General features: G+C 63.7%; 13 protein-coding genes. 12 read left to right on the top strand and 1 reads right to left on the bottom strand.

The genetic code is table 11. The annotated features are described in order from the left end of the window. Positions 1–121: 121 nt before the first annotated feature. The gene (locus tag ACTNAU_RS11105) at positions 122–1,183 is read right to left on the bottom strand and encodes a LacI family DNA-binding transcriptional regulator (protein WP_216401474.1); all 1,062 of its coding nucleotides are present in this window, start codon (positions 1,181–1,183) and stop codon (positions 122–124) included. Positions 1,184–1,513: 330 nt separating this feature from the next. On the opposite strand from ACTNAU_RS11105, the gene ACTNAU_RS11100 reads away from it, so the two are divergent. From ACTNAU_RS11100 to dltB, 12 genes are all read left to right on the top strand, one after another. Further along, positions 1,514–2,350: a triose-phosphate isomerase gene (locus ACTNAU_RS11100; RefSeq protein ID WP_185914706.1), complete on the top strand. Its 837-nt coding sequence runs from the start codon at positions 1,514–1,516 to the stop codon at positions 2,348–2,350. Continuing rightward, positions 2,347–3,786 carry a lactate racemase domain-containing protein gene (locus ACTNAU_RS11095; protein WP_185914707.1) on the top strand — a complete coding sequence of 480 codons (1,440 nt, stop codon included), beginning with the start codon at positions 2,347–2,349 and terminating at the stop codon, positions 3,784–3,786. The genes ACTNAU_RS11100 and ACTNAU_RS11095 overlap by 4 nt, the downstream gene beginning before the upstream one ends. A gap of 91 nt (positions 3,787–3,877) precedes the next feature. Further along, positions 3,878–4,945, top strand: coding sequence for a BMP family lipoprotein (locus ACTNAU_RS11090; protein ID WP_441098454.1), 1,068 nt, complete (start codon positions 3,878–3,880; stop codon positions 4,943–4,945). Between the two features lie 13 nt (positions 4,946–4,958). Then, positions 4,959–5,963, top strand: coding sequence for a nucleoside hydrolase (locus ACTNAU_RS11085; RefSeq protein ID WP_216401470.1), 1,005 nt, complete (start codon positions 4,959–4,961; stop codon positions 5,961–5,963). 77 nt (positions 5,964–6,040) lie between these two features. After that, the gene (locus ACTNAU_RS11080) at positions 6,041–7,030 is read left to right on the top strand and encodes a nucleoside hydrolase (RefSeq protein WP_441098453.1); all 990 of its coding nucleotides are present in this window, start codon (positions 6,041–6,043) and stop codon (positions 7,028–7,030) included. A gap of 76 nt (positions 7,031–7,106) precedes the next feature. Then, positions 7,107–8,171 (top strand): BMP family lipoprotein, encoded by a 1,065-nt coding sequence (locus tag ACTNAU_RS11075; RefSeq protein WP_441098452.1) that lies wholly within the window; start codon positions 7,107–7,109, stop codon positions 8,169–8,171. A gap of 68 nt (positions 8,172–8,239) precedes the next feature. Further along, positions 8,240–9,787, top strand: a complete 1,548-nt coding sequence (locus ACTNAU_RS11070; RefSeq protein ID WP_216401467.1) for an ABC transporter ATP-binding protein — start codon at positions 8,240–8,242, stop codon at positions 9,785–9,787. Beyond that, positions 9,768–10,901, top strand: coding sequence for an ABC transporter permease (locus ACTNAU_RS11065; RefSeq protein WP_441098451.1), 1,134 nt, complete (start codon positions 9,768–9,770; stop codon positions 10,899–10,901). The genes ACTNAU_RS11070 and ACTNAU_RS11065 overlap by 20 nt, the downstream gene beginning before the upstream one ends. Continuing rightward, positions 10,894–11,823: an ABC transporter permease gene (locus ACTNAU_RS11060; protein ID WP_441098450.1), complete on the top strand. Its 930-nt coding sequence runs from the start codon at positions 10,894–10,896 to the stop codon at positions 11,821–11,823. Before ACTNAU_RS11065 ends, ACTNAU_RS11060 begins: the two co-directional genes overlap by 8 nt. 18 nt (positions 11,824–11,841) lie before the next feature. Further along, on the top strand, positions 11,842–12,510 hold the full coding sequence (locus ACTNAU_RS11055; RefSeq protein WP_441098458.1) for a ribulose-phosphate 3-epimerase: 669 nt from the start codon (positions 11,842–11,844) through the stop codon (positions 12,508–12,510). Positions 12,511–13,195: 685 nt separating this feature from the next. After that, positions 13,196–14,716 (top strand): D-alanine--poly(phosphoribitol) ligase subunit DltA, encoded by a 1,521-nt coding sequence (gene dltA / locus ACTNAU_RS11050; RefSeq protein ID WP_441098449.1) that lies wholly within the window; start codon positions 13,196–13,198, stop codon positions 14,714–14,716. Further along, on the top strand, positions 14,713–15,888 hold the full coding sequence (gene dltB, locus ACTNAU_RS11045; protein WP_441098448.1) for a D-alanyl-lipoteichoic acid biosynthesis protein DltB: 1,176 nt from the start codon (positions 14,713–14,715) through the stop codon (positions 15,886–15,888). Before dltA ends, dltB begins: the two co-directional genes overlap by 4 nt. Positions 15,889–15,945: the final 57 nt, after the last annotated feature.

Below are 15,945 nucleotides of genomic sequence, written 5' to 3'. Positions count from 1 at the left end.
CCCCCCCCCCCCCCCCCCCCCCCGCCCCCCCCCCCCCCCCCCCCCACCCCCCCCCCCCCCCCCCCCCCCCCCCCGCCGCCCCCGCTTTCGGTTTGCCGCCTGCGCGGCGGAAAGAGGGGGGCTACTCCCGCTCCCCCTTTTCCAGGGGGCGGCAGCTCTCCCGCACGATCAGCTTGCAGGGCAGTTCCACCTTCAGGGGCAGGGTGTGGCCCTTTTCGATGCGGTCGAGCAGCAGCTTCACCGCCACCTTCCCCAGCTCGTTTTTGGGCACGTCCACGGTGGTGAGGGAGGGGGTGGTGAACTGGCTCATGGCGATGTTGTCGATGGAGATGACCGAGATGTCCTGGGGGATGTGCAGCCCGAACTCCCGGATGGCCTTCACCGCCCCGATGGCGCTGATGTCGTTGGCGCAGAAGACCGCCGTGGGCAGCCGGGGGGAGGCGAACATCCGCTTGATGCCGAAATAGCCGTTTTCCATGGTCAGGGCCGACTCGTAGATGTACTCCTCTGAAAAGGGGAGCTCCCGCTCCAACATGAAGTCCATGTAGGCGTCAAAGCGCACCTCGTTTTTCACCTCGCCCAGGTAGCCGATGCGCCGGTGCCCCTGCCGGTAGAGGTATTCGAGCACCTGGATGGCGGCCTTGTACCCGTCGCAGATGACCTGGTCGAAGTCGGCCCCGCCGGCGGCCAGCCCCACCACAATGACGTTGCGCAGCTTTTGCAGCCGCCCCAGCAGCTCCTTGCGGGGGCGGCCCAGCACCACCACGCCCCCCTTGTCCAGATTTTCCAGCATCCGGTCGGTCTTGAAGTCGCTTAGGTTGACCGCCGAGAAGGAAAAGCCCAGGGAGCAGCCCTGCACCATGGCCTCCTTCTCCACCGCCCGCAAGATCTCGGCGAAGAACTGGTCCGAGGGCATCATCTGGTCCTGAAACTGGCGGGAGAACATCTCGGTGCGGGCGAACACGCAGGAGATGGTCCGCCCCGCTGGCCGGGGGTCGGGCCCCCGGTCCCGGCTCTTGAGGGCCTTGGCCGCCTCGTTGGGGGTGTAGCCGGTGCGGCGGACGATCTCCCACACCCGCTCGGCGGCCTCGGGTGCGGCGGTGCGGTGGTTGGGGTCGTTGATGATCCGGGAGACGGTGGAGATGGAGACCCCTGCCTCCCGGGCGATTTCTTTGAGTGTCATGGCCGGTCACCTGTTTTGGGGCGTCCTGTGACAAGTGAGTGAAAACGATTGCAATATCTTTTTGAAAAACAGCCGCCAAACCTCTCTCGATTTTTTCTAAATTGTACACTGATGAAACTGCATTTGCAAGATTAAGCAGAAGAAAAGAGGAATATTTTCCATATATCCCGTTTTTATAGCAAGATGTACAATGAAAACCGGGAATTATAGGCAGGATAACGATGTGAGAACGTTTGCAAACATTTTTCTTTACAAACCCTGAAAATCGGCTATGATGTGGGTAGAAATTGGGCGGGATGCCCGAGAAGCAACAAGAGGGGGAGAGGGGATTTGACCCAGTACCTATTCGTCAACCTAAAGCGATTCGACATTCCTCGCGCGCTGGGGGGGATCAACGCCCAGTGCCCGCCGGCCCAGTGGGGCGAGACCCTGGTTCGCCAGAGCCGGGCCGCCCTGGCCGAGCGCCCGGGGGTGGAGACGGTCTTCTTCCTGCCGGAGGCCCACCTCCTCCCCGCGGCGGACGCGGCGGCCGGGCCGGGGCCAGCGGTGGCCGTGGGCTGCCAGGGGGTCTACCGAAAGGACGTGGCCCCCGGGGGCAACTTCGGGGCCTTCACCACCTTTCGCACCGCCGCCGCCGCCCGCGCCCTGGGCTGCACCTGGGCCCTCATCGGCCACAGCGAGGAGCGGGCCGACAAGATGGCCCTCACCGGCGACGCCGACGCGGTGGACGCCCTCCTCTGCGACGAGGTGCGCTGCGCCCTGGCAGCCGGGCTCAAGGTGCTCTTCTGCATCGGCGAGACCGCCGAGGAGATCCCGCTGCGAGAGGCCGTCCTCCGCCGCCAGCTCCGCCAGGGGCTGCCCGGGGTGGACGGGGCGCCCAACATCGTGTTGGGGTATGAGCCCATCTGGTCCATCGGCCCGGGCAAGCCGGTGCCCACCGCCGAGGAGGTGGGGCGGATCGCCGCCCTCATCAAGGGGATCGTCCGGCTGCCGGTGGTCTACGGCGGGGGGCTGAAGGCCGAGAACGCCGCCGCCTTCGGAGCCCTGCCCAACCTGGACGGCGGGCTGGTGGGGCTCACCCGCTTTGCCGGGGAGATCGGCTTCTATCCCGACGAGTTCGCCCAGATCGCTGCAGAGTACTTTGACGCCAAGGAGGAGATCGCATGAAACTGGAATTTGAGTACGGACAGGGGATGATGAGCGCCCAGCTGCCCGACGACACCGACGTCTTTATCCCCGGGGAGACGGTTCCCGACCCGCCCTGCATCCCCGAGGAAAAGCTGGTGGAGGCGACCCGGGAATCCATCCTCCACCCCATGGGGATGCCCCCCCTCTCCCAGCTGGCCCACAAGGGCTCCAAGGTGGTCATCGTCTTCCCCGACCGGGTCAAGGGGGGCGAGCAGCCCACCGCCCACCGCAAGGTGTCCATCCCCATCATCCTGGAGGAGCTCTATAAAGCCGGCGTGGAGAAAAAAGACATCCTGCTGCTGTGCTCCAACGGGCTGCACCGCAAGAACACCGAAGAGGAGATCCACCGGGTGTTGGGGGATGAGCTCTTCTCCCAGTTCTGGCCCACCGGGCAGATCCGCAACCACGACAGCGAGGACTACGAGCACCTGGTGGATCTGGGCACCACCCCGCGGGGCGACCCGGTGCTGGTGAACAAATACGTCTACGACGCCGACGTGGCCGTCCTCATCGGCCACACCCAGGGCAACCCCTACGGGGGTTACTCGGGGGGCTACAAGCACTGCGCCACCGGTATCACCCACTGGCGCTCCATCGCCTCCCACCACGTGCCGGCGGTGATGCACCGGCCCGACTTCACCCCGGTGAGCAGCCACTCCCTCATGCGCCAGAAATTCGACGAGATCGGCCAGTACATGGAGGAGCGGATGGGCAAGAAGTTCTTCTGCTGCGACGCGGTGCTGGACACCCGCTCCCGCCAGATCGAAATCAACAGCGGCTGGGCCAAGGTGATGCAGCCCAAGAGCTGGGAGACCGCCGACCGGCGCACCTACGTCCACTGGGCCGAGAAGAAGTACGACGTGCTGGTCTTCGGCATGCCCCAGTTCTTCCACTACGGCGACGGGATGGGCACCAACCCCATCATGATGATGCAGGCCATCTCGGCCGAGATCATCCGCCACAAGCGGGTGCTCAGCGACCGCTGCGTGGTCATCTGCTCCTCCACCTGTAACGGCTACTTCCACGACGAGCTCTTCACCGGCTACCGCGAGATCTACGAGCTCTTTCAAAAAGACCACATGAACACCCTGCGGGACGTCAACCGCTACGGCGAGTACTTCGCCACCAACGAGGAATACATCCGCCGCTACCGCTACTGCAACGGCTTTCACCCCTTCCACGGCTTCTCGATGATCAGCTGCGGCCACATCGCCGAGATGAACACCGCCGCCATCTACATCGTGGGGGCCGAACAGCCCGGCTACGCCCGGGGGATGGGGATGAAGACCCGGGCCACCTTTGAGGAGGCCCTGGCCGACGCCCAGAAGAAATATCTGGGAGAGCACCCCAACATCCTCGCCCTCCCCAAGGCGTTCACCACCGCGGCGGTGCACCTGTGCATGAAGGGGGAGTGAGCGGTCGGGGGAAGTTCGATTTCAACTGAACGGATTGCTGCGCGTTCCTTTGCCGCGCCTACACAGACCAATTTTTAAGGAGGGATCTCACATGTTCACAGGTAAATCGATCAAACGGATTCTGGCCGCCCTTCTCGCGGGCTGCCTCTGCCTCACCGCCTTCGCCGGCTGCGGCGACAAAAAGGAAGGGGGGGACGCAGGTAAAAAGGGGAGCGACATCAAGGCCGCCATCATCATCTCGGGCAGCTTCGGCACCCAGAGCTTTCAGGACGTGGCCCTCGCCGGCTGCCAGAAGGCTGCCGACGAGTTCGGGTTTGAGCTGACCAAGGTCGAGAATGTAAATTCCTCCGACGCCAGCAACACCATCCGCTCCCTCATCGGCCAGGGGGTCAACATGATCATCTCCCCCAACGACTTCTTCAACGACGCCATCGAGGAGCTGGCCCCCGAAAACCCCGATGTCCGCTTCATCAGCGGCGACGCGGCAGTCCCCGATCTGGAAAACGTGGCCTCCGCCTACTACCGGGAACAGGAGGCGGCCTTCCTGCTGGGCGCCCTGGCGGGGATGCTCACCGAGTCGAACAAGGTGGCCTTCATCGGCCACACCTCCAACGTGGTCATGGACCGGTTTGAGTACGGCTACCGGACCGGCGCTAGGTACGTCAACCCCAACGCCAGCGTCATCTCGATGTACACCGGCAGTGTCTCCGACGTCAACAAGGGCAAGGAGATGGCAGACCTGCTCTACAGCCAGGGGGTCGACTACATCGCTCCCGCCGCCGCGGCCTGTAACACCGGCGTCTTCCAGTCCTCCAAAGAGCACGGGGGCAACTGCTGGACCTTTGGTGCCGCCGACGGCCAGTTTCACCTGATGCCCGACCGCATCCTCGCCAGCCAGGTCAAGCGCATCGACAACGTCTGCTACCAGTTCCTCAAGGATGCGGTAGAGGGCAACTGGAAGGGCGGTCAGCCCCAGGAGATGGGCCTCAAAGAGGGGGGCGTCGACCTGCTCTACACCACCAACGAAGAGCTGGCGGCCACCATCTCTCAGGACGTGAAGGACCGGGTGGAGGAGCTGCGCCAGAAGGTCGTCAGCGGGGAACTCAAAATCCCTGCGACCAAGGACGAGTTCGCGGCCTTCTCCTTCCCCAGCAAATAGGGAGGGCGGCCAGTTGAGACAGATACCTGTGCTGCTGGACGTGGACACCGGCATCGACGACGCCTACGCCCTGATCATGGCCTGCGCCAGCGAGGCGCTGGACATCCGGGCGGTGACCACAGCGGCGGGCAACGCCTCCCTCTACCACACCACCCGCAACACCTGCAACCTCCTGCACCTGCTGGGCCGGGACGACATCCCGGTCTCCCAGGGGCTGCCGGCTCCCCTCCAGCGCCCGCTGTTGCGGGCCCCCGAGGTGCACGGGGAGAACGGCCTGCGGGGCTATCAGTTCCAGGGGGAGCACCTGGAGGCCCTCTCCCCCCTCACCGCCCAACAGCAGATGGCCCGGGCCCTCACCGAGAGCGAGGAGCCGGTGACCATTGTCGCCCTGGGCCCGGCAACCAACGTGGCGGCCTTTCTCCAGCAGTACCCCGAGCTTAAATCCCGCATCCGCCGCATCCTCTTCATGGGGGCCTCCTACCGCTGCGGCAACCCGACCATCGTCTCCACCTTCAACGTGCTGGTGGACCCCGAGGCCTTTGACATCCTTTTAAAGAGCGGGGTCGAGCTGCACACCCTCCCCCTGGACACCACCAGAAACGCCACCCTCACCCCCGAGGAGTGCCGGCAGATCGCCGGCATTCCCGGCCCGGTGGCGAAGATGGTCTCCCGCACCCTGGCCGGCTACGGCGACCGCATCGGCCAGAAGGGGGGCTGCCTGGCCCAGAAGGACGGGGAGCGGGACTGGAACCAGGAGGGGCTGGCCCACCTGCCCGACCCGGCGGTGGTGGCCTACCTGCTGCGGCCCGACTACTTCACCCGCCAGAAATACTTCTGCCAGGTGGAGTGCAAGGGGGAACTCACCACCGGCTTCACCATCATCGACATGGAGGACTACTACGGCAAGTCGATGGAGGAGCGCAACCTCTGGTATGTGGACTCCATCGACCGGGCCGGTTTTGCCCAGCTGTTTCTCGAGAGCGTCCGCCACTTTTCCCCCGACTTGGCAAAGGGGTGAAAAAGTCGGCGCTCCCTGCAATCGGGATCAACGCCTAGCGTGTTTGGGAGGAAACGAAAGAAATAGGAGGAGAGATGATGAAGAAAATACCTGTGCTGATTGACGTGGACACCGGCATCGACGACGCCATGGCCCTCGTGATCGCCTGCGCGTCCGACAAGCTCGACATTCTGGGGGTCACCACGGTGGCGGGCAACGTGGCCCTCTGCCACACCACCCCCAACACCTGTAATGTGCTGCACCTGCTGGGCAGAGGGGACATCCCGGTGGCCCGGGGGGAGGAAAAGCCCCTGGAGCGCGAACTGGTGGACGCCGCCTATGTCCATGGGGACGACGGACTGCGGGGTTGGACCTTTGATCAGCTGCACGACGAGGCCCTTGTGGCCGCCCCCGCCTGGGAGTTCCTGCGGGATAAATTGCTCCAGAGCGAGGAGAAGGCCGCCATTTTGGCCCTGGGCCCGGTGACCAACATCGCCCTGCTGCTGCGCCGCTGCCCGGAGATCAAGGAAAAAATCGACAAGATCGTCTTTATGGGCACCAGTTACCGCACGGGAAACCCCACCCCCATCACCACTTTCAACGTCCTGGTGGATCCGGAGGGGTTCCGGGAACTGCTCTTTTCGGGGATCCCCATCTACGCCTGCCCGCTGGACACCACGAGGGAGGCCTATCTGCTCGCCGAGGAGGTGGAGGAGATCGCCCGCATCGACAACCCGGCGGCCAGAATGACCACCGCCATCCTCGGCGGGTACGGCAGAAACGCCAAGTCCGAGGGGCAGTCCGAATCCGCCCAGCAGGAACTCAAGGCCGGCCGCCGCTTCAAGGGGGTGGCCCGGCTGCACGACCCGGCCACCGTGGCCTATCTGACCGACCCCCAGCTCTTCACCGCCACCAAGTACTATTGCGATGTGGAGTGCAAGGGGGAGATCACCACCGGCTTTACCGTCATCGACATGGAAAACTACTACGGCAAGAGCGAGGAGGAGCGCAACCTCTGGTTTGTCGACTCCATTGACAGGGAGGGGTTTGTGCAGCTCTTCCTCGACAGCCTGCGCAGTTATTCCTAGGGCTATTTTGTTCATCTTTTCAGTGATGGAGAGCGCTCAGCGCGCGATCCGTCCGCAAAATAAGGAGGAAACTGAGATGAAAAATTGGAAATTGGGGAAGCGCATTCTCGCAGCTTCTCTGGCGGGTCTTCTCTGCTTGAGTGGCCTGACTGGCTGCGGAGGCGGCGAGGAGGCCAAGGGAGACGGGGAGAAGAAGGTTCAAATCAAGGCGGCCATCGTCGTCTCGGGCGGCTTTGGCACCCAGAGCTTCTCTGACGTGGCGCTGGCGGGCTGTCAGAAGGCGGCCGACGAGTTTGGCTTTGAGCTCAACAAGATCGAAAAGGTGTCGGCGGCCGACGCGGCCAACACCGCCCGCTCCCTCATCAGCCAGGGGATCAACGTCATCATCTTCCCGGCCGACACCTATCAGGACACCATCAAGGAACTGGCGCCGGAGTACCCGGACGTCTACTTTGTCAGCCCGGACTGCGCCATCCCCGACCTGGAAAATGTGGCGTCCGCCTTTTACCGGGAGCAGGAAGCGGCTTTCCTGCTGGGCGCCCTGGGGGGCAAATTGACCAAGAGCAACAAGCTGGCTTTCATCGGCTCCAACTCCAACGTCATCATGAACCGCTTTGACTACGGGTTCCAGGCTGGCGTCAAGTACGTCAATTCCAAAGCCACCGTCACCTCTACCCAGACCGGCAGCTACACCGACGTCAACAAGGGCAAGGAGATTGCCAACATGCTCTATGACCAGGGGGTCGACTACATCGCCCCGGCGGCTGCGGCCTGCAACGTGGGCGTCTTCCAGGCCTCTTCTGAGCGCGGCGGAAACTGCTGGACCTTCGGCGCTGCCGACGGGCAGTTCCATCTGATGCCCGACCGCATCGTCGCCAGCCAGGTCAAACGGGTGGACAACACCTGTTACCGCTTCCTCAAAGAGATTGCCGAGGGCAACTTCAAGGGCGGTACCCCGGTGGAGATGGGCCTGAAAGAGGAGGGCGTGGACCTGCTCTACACCACCAACGAGACCCTGAAGGCGACCATCCCCCAGGAGGCCATCGACCAGGTAGAGGCCCTGCGCAAGGATGTCATCGACGGCAAGATCAAAGTTCCGGCCACCAAGGAAGACTTTGACAGCTTCCAGTTCCCGGCGTAAATAGAACGGCGGACGGCGGCCTCGAAAAGGGCCGCCGTCCGGCTGCACAGAAAGGGCGTGAACCAGAGGTGCGGGAGAAGATCATCGAGCTAAAGGGAATCACCAAAATCTACCCCGGCGTGATTGCGAACGACCACATTTCGCTCGACATCGAACAGGGGGAGATCCACTCCCTGGCGGGGGAGAACGGGGCGGGCAAATCCACCCTGATGGGCATTCTCTACGGACTCAACCAACCTGACGAGGGGAGCATCTATCTGCGGGGCAAAGAGGTTCGCTTTCACTCCCCCAAAGACTCCATCGCCAGCGGGCTGGGCATGGTGCACCAACACTTTATGCTCATCCCCAAATTCACCGTCACCCAGAACATCATTCTGGGAATGGAAGTGGGCAGCCGGTTGAAAATCGACTACCCCAAAGCGGAGAGGGAGGTGCGCCAACTCTCCGAACAGTACGGGCTGGGCATCGACCCCAGCGCAAAGGTCAGCGAGTTGTCGGTCACCATGCAGCAGCGGGTGGAAATTTTGAAGATCCTCTACCGCAAGGCAGAGATCCTCATCTTCGACGAGCCCACTGCCGTCCTCACCCCCCAGGAGATCGACGAGTTCTGTGACATCCTCATGCGGCTGCGGGACAGCGGCAAGACCATCATCTTCATCAGCCACAAGCTGGCCGAAGTGGAGAAGATATCCGACCGGGTCACCGTCATCCGCCGCGGCAAGGTGGTCTGCACCAAGGCCATGGCCGAAGTAAACCAGGCGGAACTGGCGCGGCTGATGGTCGGCCGAGAGGTGATCATGGGTGGCGGCGAGCGCGCCCAGGTGGACAACAGCGAGGTGCTGCTGGACCTGAAAAATCTCTCTTACAAGACCCGCCAGGGGGTTCAAAAACTCCATCAAATCGACCTGCAACTGCACCGGGGCGAGATCCTCGGCATTGCGGGGGTGGACGGCAATGGCCAGGAGGAGTTGGAGAACATCATCTGCGGCAAGCTGCACCCCAGCGAGGGAAGCCTCACCTTTAAGGGGGAGGACATCTCCCAGATGGGGGTCAAGGAAATCAAGAAAAAAGGGGTGGGGGTCATCTTCGAGGACCGGCACAAGGACGGCCTGGTGCTGGATTTCTCGGTCAAAGAAAACCTGGTTCTCGGGTTTCAAGACCAGCGCCGCTTCCTCAAGTACGGGGCCTTTCTAGACCGCAAAAAGGTCGACCAGAACGCCCAGAAGCTCCAGGAGGATTTTGACATCCGCTGCGGCAGCCTGGACGATCCCGCCGGCAAGCTCTCCGGCGGCAATCAGCAAAAGATCATCATTGCCCGGGAGATGAGCGCCAACCCCGAGATGATCATGGCCATTCAGCCCACCCGCGGCCTGGACATGGGGGCCATCTCCTTTGTGCAGGAAAAATTGGTAGAGGCGCGAAACGCCGGAAAAGGGGTTCTCCTTTTCTCCCTTGAACTCGATGAGATCCTCCAGGTCAGCGACCGCATTGCCGTCCTCTTTAAAGGGCGGGTCGTCAAGGTGCTGAAAAACAAAGGGATCACCAAAGAGCTCCTGGGGCAGTACATGCTGGGTGTAGACGGAGAGGAGGACATCGATGAAGCAGTCAACCGCTGAGCGGCCCCCTTCTTTGACAGGGAAGGAGAAGCCCGCCAAAAAATTCAAGAAACCGAGCTCGGAAAAGCTGCGCGCAATGGGGTTGGAGTGCTCCATCTCCCTCATCGCCTTTGCGCTCTCCATTGTCACCGGCGGCATCATTCTGGCCATTTTGGGGGTCAATCCCCTCACCGCTTACGCCTCCCTCTTCAAGGGGGCGCTGGGTACCCCCAGCGCCATAGCGGGCACCATCAACCGGATGATCCCCATCATCCTGGCCGGTCTGGCCATCGCCGTGGGCAGAAAGGGCTCGGTCTTCAACATCGGCGTTGAGGGCCAGCTCATCATCGGCGCCCTGCTGGGCTGCCTGGCGGGCATCTACCTCAAGCTGCCGGCAATCATCCACCTGCCGGTCTGTCTGCTCTGTGGCATGCTGGGCGGTATGGCCTGGGCCTTTATCCCCGCCTGGCTGCGGCTGAAAAAGAATGTGGGCGTGGTCTTTACCACCATCATGTTCAACTACATCGCCAAGTTCCTGCTGACCTATCTGGTCATCAGCGTCTTTGTCACCTCGGGGGGCCAGCTCTCGGCCACCGAGAAGATGCAGGACACCGCCCGCCTGCCCGCCCTCATCGGGCGACCCTACAACATCAACTCCGGCATCCTGGTCGCCGTCCTCGCTGTGATCGTCGTCTACATCTTTATCAATAAAACCAAGTGGGGCTATGAGATGCGGGCCACCGGCATCAACAAAGACGCCTCCGGCTCTGCCGGCATCAACGTCGACCGCAACATGTTCTTGGCCCTCCTCATCTCCGGCGCCCTCGCCGGACTCGGGGGCAGCTTGGAGATCCACGGCTCGGTCTTCCGGGTGTTTGCCGACTACTCCCCCGGCTACGGCCCCACCGGCATCGCCGTGGCCCTGCTGGCCAAGAGCAACCCCATCGCCGTTTTGCTCACCGCCTTCCTCTTTGGCGCCATGCGCAACGGCGCGGCGCTGATGCAGATGAGCACTGGCGTCTCCTCCGAATTCGTCTCCATCGTCCAGGGGCTGATCATCATCTTTGTCTGCTCCGAAAACTTTATCCGCTACCTCATGAAAAAAGCACAGAAGAGAGGTGTGGCACATGCTTAGCGCCCTGTCTTACATCGTTTTGGCCACCATTCGTCTGGGCACCCCCATCGCCATCACCGCCATGGGGGCCACCATCTCCGAGCGAACGGGCATCCTCAACATCGGCCTCGAGGGCATTATGAGTATGGGCGCCTTCCTGGCGGTGCTGGGCTCCTACTGGACCGGCAACCCCTGGTTTGGCGTTCTCCTGGCCGTCCTCGTCGGCGTGGTCATCTCGGCCATCCACGGCTTTGTGTCCATCGTCTGCGGCGGGGCGCAGGGGGTCTCCTCCCAGGCCCTGGTGCTGCTGGCCACCGGCTTTTGCTCGGTGGGGCTGCAGGCCATCTTCGGGCAAAAGGGTATGTCCCCCACCGTCAACACCATTGCCACCACCGAGTTTCTGCGCCCCATCCCTCTGGTGGGGAACATCCTGGCCGACTTTTCCCCCATCGTCTACATCGCCCTCATCCTGCTGTTTGTCTGCAACTTTGTCCTCTTTAAAACTCCGCTGGGTCTGCGGATGTGCGCCTGCGGCGAACACCCCCGGGCGGCCGAGACCGCCGGCATCAACGTGGGGGCCATGCGCTTTCTGGGCGTTTTGATCTCCGGTTTCTTGGGTGGACTGGCCGGGGCCTTCCTCTCGGTGGGGCAGATGAACCTGTTCCAAGAGGGGATGGTGGCAGGCCGTGGCTACCTGGCCATGGGCGCCATCATCATGGGCCGCTGGACCCCCACCGGGGCCTTTGCCGCAGCCATGTGCTTTGGCTTTTTCGACGCGGTGCAGCTCTACATTCAAATCATCCCCAATTCCCCCATCCCCCACGAGTTCGTGCAGATGGTCCCCTATGTGGCCAGCCTGATCGTTTTGGCCCTCACCATCAAAGGGGCCACCGGCCCTGCCGCCTCGGGGCAGCCCTACTCGAAGATCTCGGGCACCCGCTAGAAAGGGAGGGTGAACAGAATGGGTATCCTCACCGCCACTCTGGCCTGCGCCGACTGGCTCCACCTGGGCGACGACCTGCGCGCCCTGGAGCGGGGCGGCTGCGACTGGTATCACCTGGACATTATGGACGGCCACTACGTCCCCAACCTCTGCCTCAACTTTGACCTCATCCGGGCGGTCCGCGCCGCCTCGCCCCTGCCGGTGGACTGCCACCTGATGGTGGAAAACCCGGGGGACTACCTCTCCCAACTGGCCCAAAACCGGGTGGAGCGGGCGGCCTTTCACCTGGGCTGCCCGGTGGACACCGCCTCCCTCTTAAAGGAGCTGCGCCGGGTGGGGATCGCCCCCGGCCTGGCCCTGAACCCCGACGAGCCGGTGGGGGCCCTGAGCCCCTACCTGGAGCTCTGCGACTGGGTGCTCCTGATGGGGGTGAAACCCGGCTTTTCGGGGCAGAGCTTTCTACCCGGAACGGTGGAGCGGGTGGCCCGTTTGGCCGCTCTCCGCCGCACCCTGGGCCACCCCCTCCTCATCGAGGTGGACGGGGGGATCGGCCCGGAAAACGGGTGCGCCTGCGCCGACGCCGGGGCCGACGCCCTGGTGGCTGGGGCCTTTGCAGTCTTCTCCCAGCCCGACGGCGTCGAGGCCGCCTGCCGCCGCTTTCGCGCGGCAGCCTTCCCCGGCGCATAGGCAGCCATACCGATGGGGCGGGGGACGCCACCCCTCTTCCTGTCGGGCATACAATCTCCTCCCCATTTTCAAAAGGGCGCCGGTACATCCGGCGCCCTTTTGGCGGGTGCAGAGCAAAGGGAGGGGAGAGACCCGGCCTCCTCTCGGGCCGGCGCTTTTTGACCGCCCCGTCCAAAGCGGCGGGAAGGGCGGCTGCACGGATTGATGGGCTGACCCTCTTTGCACTGCGCGCCAAAACGGGCGGGGGACAGGCAAAACCACCTGCGCCGCAGAGCAGCTGAAAAAGGGGCGGGGACTGCAAATCGGCGCACTGGACAGAGTTGTGAGGGAAAAAACTGCTCTGCGCGCGGCACAAAAGGGGACACAGGCAGGGCAGTTTCGCCCATTTTTATGACGTGCAGCCCCGGAAACTGCTGAAGATTTTATGAATTTCTCGCCCCTCCTTTGGGGCGGGAAAATCGCCCTCTCCCCGCCGCGCCCCACCGCGGTGGGATTTGTCCCCCCAAAAATGGCGCTCGTATCCCATTTTTGCCCGCTCTCTCGCCGGTTGACAGGAAATTATCGCCATCCTATAATGGGAGACAACACCAGTGAAAAACAGCGGCCATCCCGCTGTTTTTCTGCGTTTTTGGGCTCTGCAATCGCTCGATAGCCAATTGCAGGGCCTGAGGAAGGGGAATCGCCGATGAACTTGTTGGACGCCATTGCCAGCCACGCCGCCGCCCGGCCGGAGGCTCTGGCCTACCGCTCTCCCCAGGGGGAGCTGACCTACCGCCAGCTGTGGGAGGGGGCGGGCCGACTGGCCGCCGCGCTGGATCGCCGCCTGGGGGAAAACCGCGCTCCCCTGGTGGTCTACGGGCACAAGGGCCCTCTGGTGCCCCTGTGCTTTTTGGCCTGCGCCCGCTCGGGCCGGGGCTACTGCCCGGTGGACACCTCCCTTCCCCCCGAGCGGGTGGCCCGCACCGTCGAGGCGGCCGACCCGCCGCTGGTGCTGGCCGCCGAGCCGCTGGCCGACCCCTGCGGCCGCCCGGTGCTGGCCGCCGCTGAGCTGGCCGCCCTGGCCGAGGGTGGAGAGCCCCCTGTCGCTCTCCACCCGGTGGAGGGGGAGGACCTCTTTTACATCCTCTTCACCTCCGGCAGCACCGGCACCCCCAAGGGGGTGCAGATCACCGCCGACTGCCTCGACCACTTTTTGGACTGGTCCTCCCAGCTGGGGGAGGGCTTCCCGGCAGAGGCGCCCCGGGTCTTTCTCAACCAGGCCCCCTTCTCCTTTGACCTGTCGGTGATGGACCTCTACACCGCCTTTTACACCGGCGGCACCCTCTGGACCCTGCCCAAAGAGGTGCAGCAGGACGCGGCGGCCCTCTTTTCCTCCCTGGAGCAGTCGGGGGCCCAGGTCTGGGTCTCCACCCCCTCCTTTGCCGAGGTCTGCCTGGCCGACCGGCGCTTTGACAGCGCCCTGCTGCCCGACATGAAGCTCTTCCTCTTCTGCGGGGAGACGCTGCAAAACGCCACCGCCCAAAAGCTGTACAGCCGCTTTCCCGGGGCCAAGGTCATCAACACCTACGGCCCCACCGAGTCCACCGTGGCCGTCACCCAGGTGGAGATCACCCCCGCCCTGGCGGCCGCCGACGAACCCCTGCCGGTGGGGGCCCCCAAGCCGGGCACCTGGCTCTTGATTGCCGGCCCGGAAGGGGAGGACCTGCCCGAGGGGGAGCGGGGGGAGATCGTCATCGTGGGGGACACGGTGAGCAGCGGCTACTTCGGCCGTCCCGACCTGACCGCGCGCGCCTTTGGCACCCGGCGGGTGGTGGGGGGCGAGTACCGCCTCTACCGCACCGGGGACAAGGGCTACCTGCGGGGCGGGCAGCTGCACTACTGCGGCCGATTGGACCTGCAGATCAAGCTGCACGGCTACCGCATTGAACTGGAGGACATCGAGCAGAACATCTGCCGGCTGCCGGGCGTTCGGGGGGCGGTGGTGCTGCCCCAGGAGCGGGACGGCGCCATCCGCAGCCTGACGGCCTACGTGGCGGCGGACTGGCCGGGGGAGCGGGGCTTTGCCGCCTCTCAGCGGGCCAGGGGGGAGCTGGCCCGGTTCCTCCCCGCCTACATGATCCCCAAGAAATTCGTCTTTCTGGACGCCCTCCCCATGACCGCCAACGGCAAGGTGGACCGCAAGGCGCTGGGAGGGCTGGCAAGGTGAGTTTTTACGGCGACCTGCGCTTCTTTTTGGTGCTGGCGGCGGCCCTGGTGCCGGCGGCGGTGTTGGGGCTGCGAGAAAAACCCCTCAAGGGGTACAGCTTCGCCCTCTCGCTGCTCTTCATCTGGCTGGTGTATGGCGGGCAGCCGGCGCAGCTGCTCTGGCTGGCGGGCTTTTACCTGCTGGAACTGCACGCCGTCAAGGGCTACCTGCTGCTGCGCCGCAAGTTCGGCCGCAACAGCGTGATCTACGGCCACTTCGTGGCCCTGGCCCTGGCGCCGCTTCTGCTCTACAAGTTCTCCGGCCTCTTTGGCAAGGGCGTGTTCGGCTTTTTGGGCATCAGCTACTTGAGCTTTAAGGTGCTGCAGGTCATCATCGAGATATACGACGGGGTCATCAAGGAGATGGGCGGGCTGGAGCTCTCCAGCTTCCTCCTCTTCTTCCCGGCCATCAGCTCGGGCCCCATCGACCGCAGCCGCCGCTTTCTGGCGGACTGGCACACCGTCTATTCCCGGGCGGAGTACCGCAAACTGCTGGGGACGGGGCTGCAGAAGATCGCCCTGGGGCTCTTTTACAAGTACGCCCTCTCCCAGCTGTTTTACCAGGTGATGGGCCGCTTTGCCCACCGCTACCGCCCCCTGCCGCTGGCGGGGTACGGGTACAGCTACGGCTTCTACCTCTTTTTCGACTTTGCCGGCTACAGCCTGATGGCCATCGGCGTCAGCTACATCCTGGGCATCCGCACCCCGGAGAACTTCGACAAGCCCTTTTTGAGCGTGGACATAAAGGACTTCTGGAACCGCTGGCACATCACCCTCTCCCACTGGTTCCGGGACTTTCTCTTCTCCCGCTTTATGATGAACGCCATCCGCAAAAAGTGGTTTTCCAGCCGCCTGAACGGGGCGGCAGCGGGGCTGATCGTGAACATGCTGGTGATGGGCCTCTGGCACGGGTTCACCGGCTGCTACATCGTCTACGGCCTCTACCACGGGGTGCTGTTGGCCCTCACCGAGATCTACCAGAAGAAGTCGGCCTTTTACAAGAGAAACCGGGACAAGGGGTGGTATAAGGCCCTCTCCTGGTTTGTCACCCTGCAGCTGGTGATGGTGGGGTTCCTCATCTTCTCGGGGGCCATGGCCGAGGCGGGAAGGGCCGTGTTGGCAAAACTCATCTGACCCCCGGGGGCAAAACCGCGCATCGCGCCGCTGGGGCGGCCATTATAGAAAGGAGCA

This window comes from Bittarella sp. HCP28S3_D9 (assembly GCF_052065655.1).
Classification (GTDB): domain Bacteria; phylum Bacillota; class Clostridia; order Oscillospirales; family Ruminococcaceae; genus Bittarella; species Bittarella massiliensis.
The sequence above is the reverse complement of the archived record's forward strand: the minus strand, read 5'-3'. Positions and strand labels throughout refer to the sequence as shown.

Excerpts from the sequence above, each read along its gene's own strand:
- ACTNAU_RS11075 (WP_441098452.1), top strand. The coding sequence starts at position 7,107 with ATGAAAAATTGGAAATTGGGGAAGCGCATTCTCGCAGCTTCTCTGGCG.
- ACTNAU_RS11105 (WP_216401474.1), bottom strand. The coding sequence starts at position 1,183 with ATGACACTCAAAGAAATCGCCCGGGAGGCAGGGGTCTCCATCTCCACC.
- ACTNAU_RS11065 (WP_441098451.1), top strand. The coding sequence starts at position 9,768 with ATGAAGCAGTCAACCGCTGAGCGGCCCCCTTCTTTGACAGGGAAGGAG.
- dltA (WP_441098449.1), top strand. The coding sequence starts at position 13,196 with ATGAACTTGTTGGACGCCATTGCCAGCCACGCCGCCGCCCGGCCGGAG.
- ACTNAU_RS11055 (WP_441098458.1), top strand. The coding sequence starts at position 11,842 with ATGGGTATCCTCACCGCCACTCTGGCCTGCGCCGACTGGCTCCACCTG.
- ACTNAU_RS11095 (WP_185914707.1), top strand. The coding sequence starts at position 2,347 with ATGAAACTGGAATTTGAGTACGGACAGGGGATGATGAGCGCCCAGCTG.
- ACTNAU_RS11090 (WP_441098454.1), top strand. The coding sequence starts at position 3,878 with ATGTTCACAGGTAAATCGATCAAACGGATTCTGGCCGCCCTTCTCGCG.
- ACTNAU_RS11080 (WP_441098453.1), top strand. The coding sequence starts at position 6,041 with ATGAAGAAAATACCTGTGCTGATTGACGTGGACACCGGCATCGACGAC.
- ACTNAU_RS11060 (WP_441098450.1), top strand. The coding sequence starts at position 10,894 with ATGCTTAGCGCCCTGTCTTACATCGTTTTGGCCACCATTCGTCTGGGC.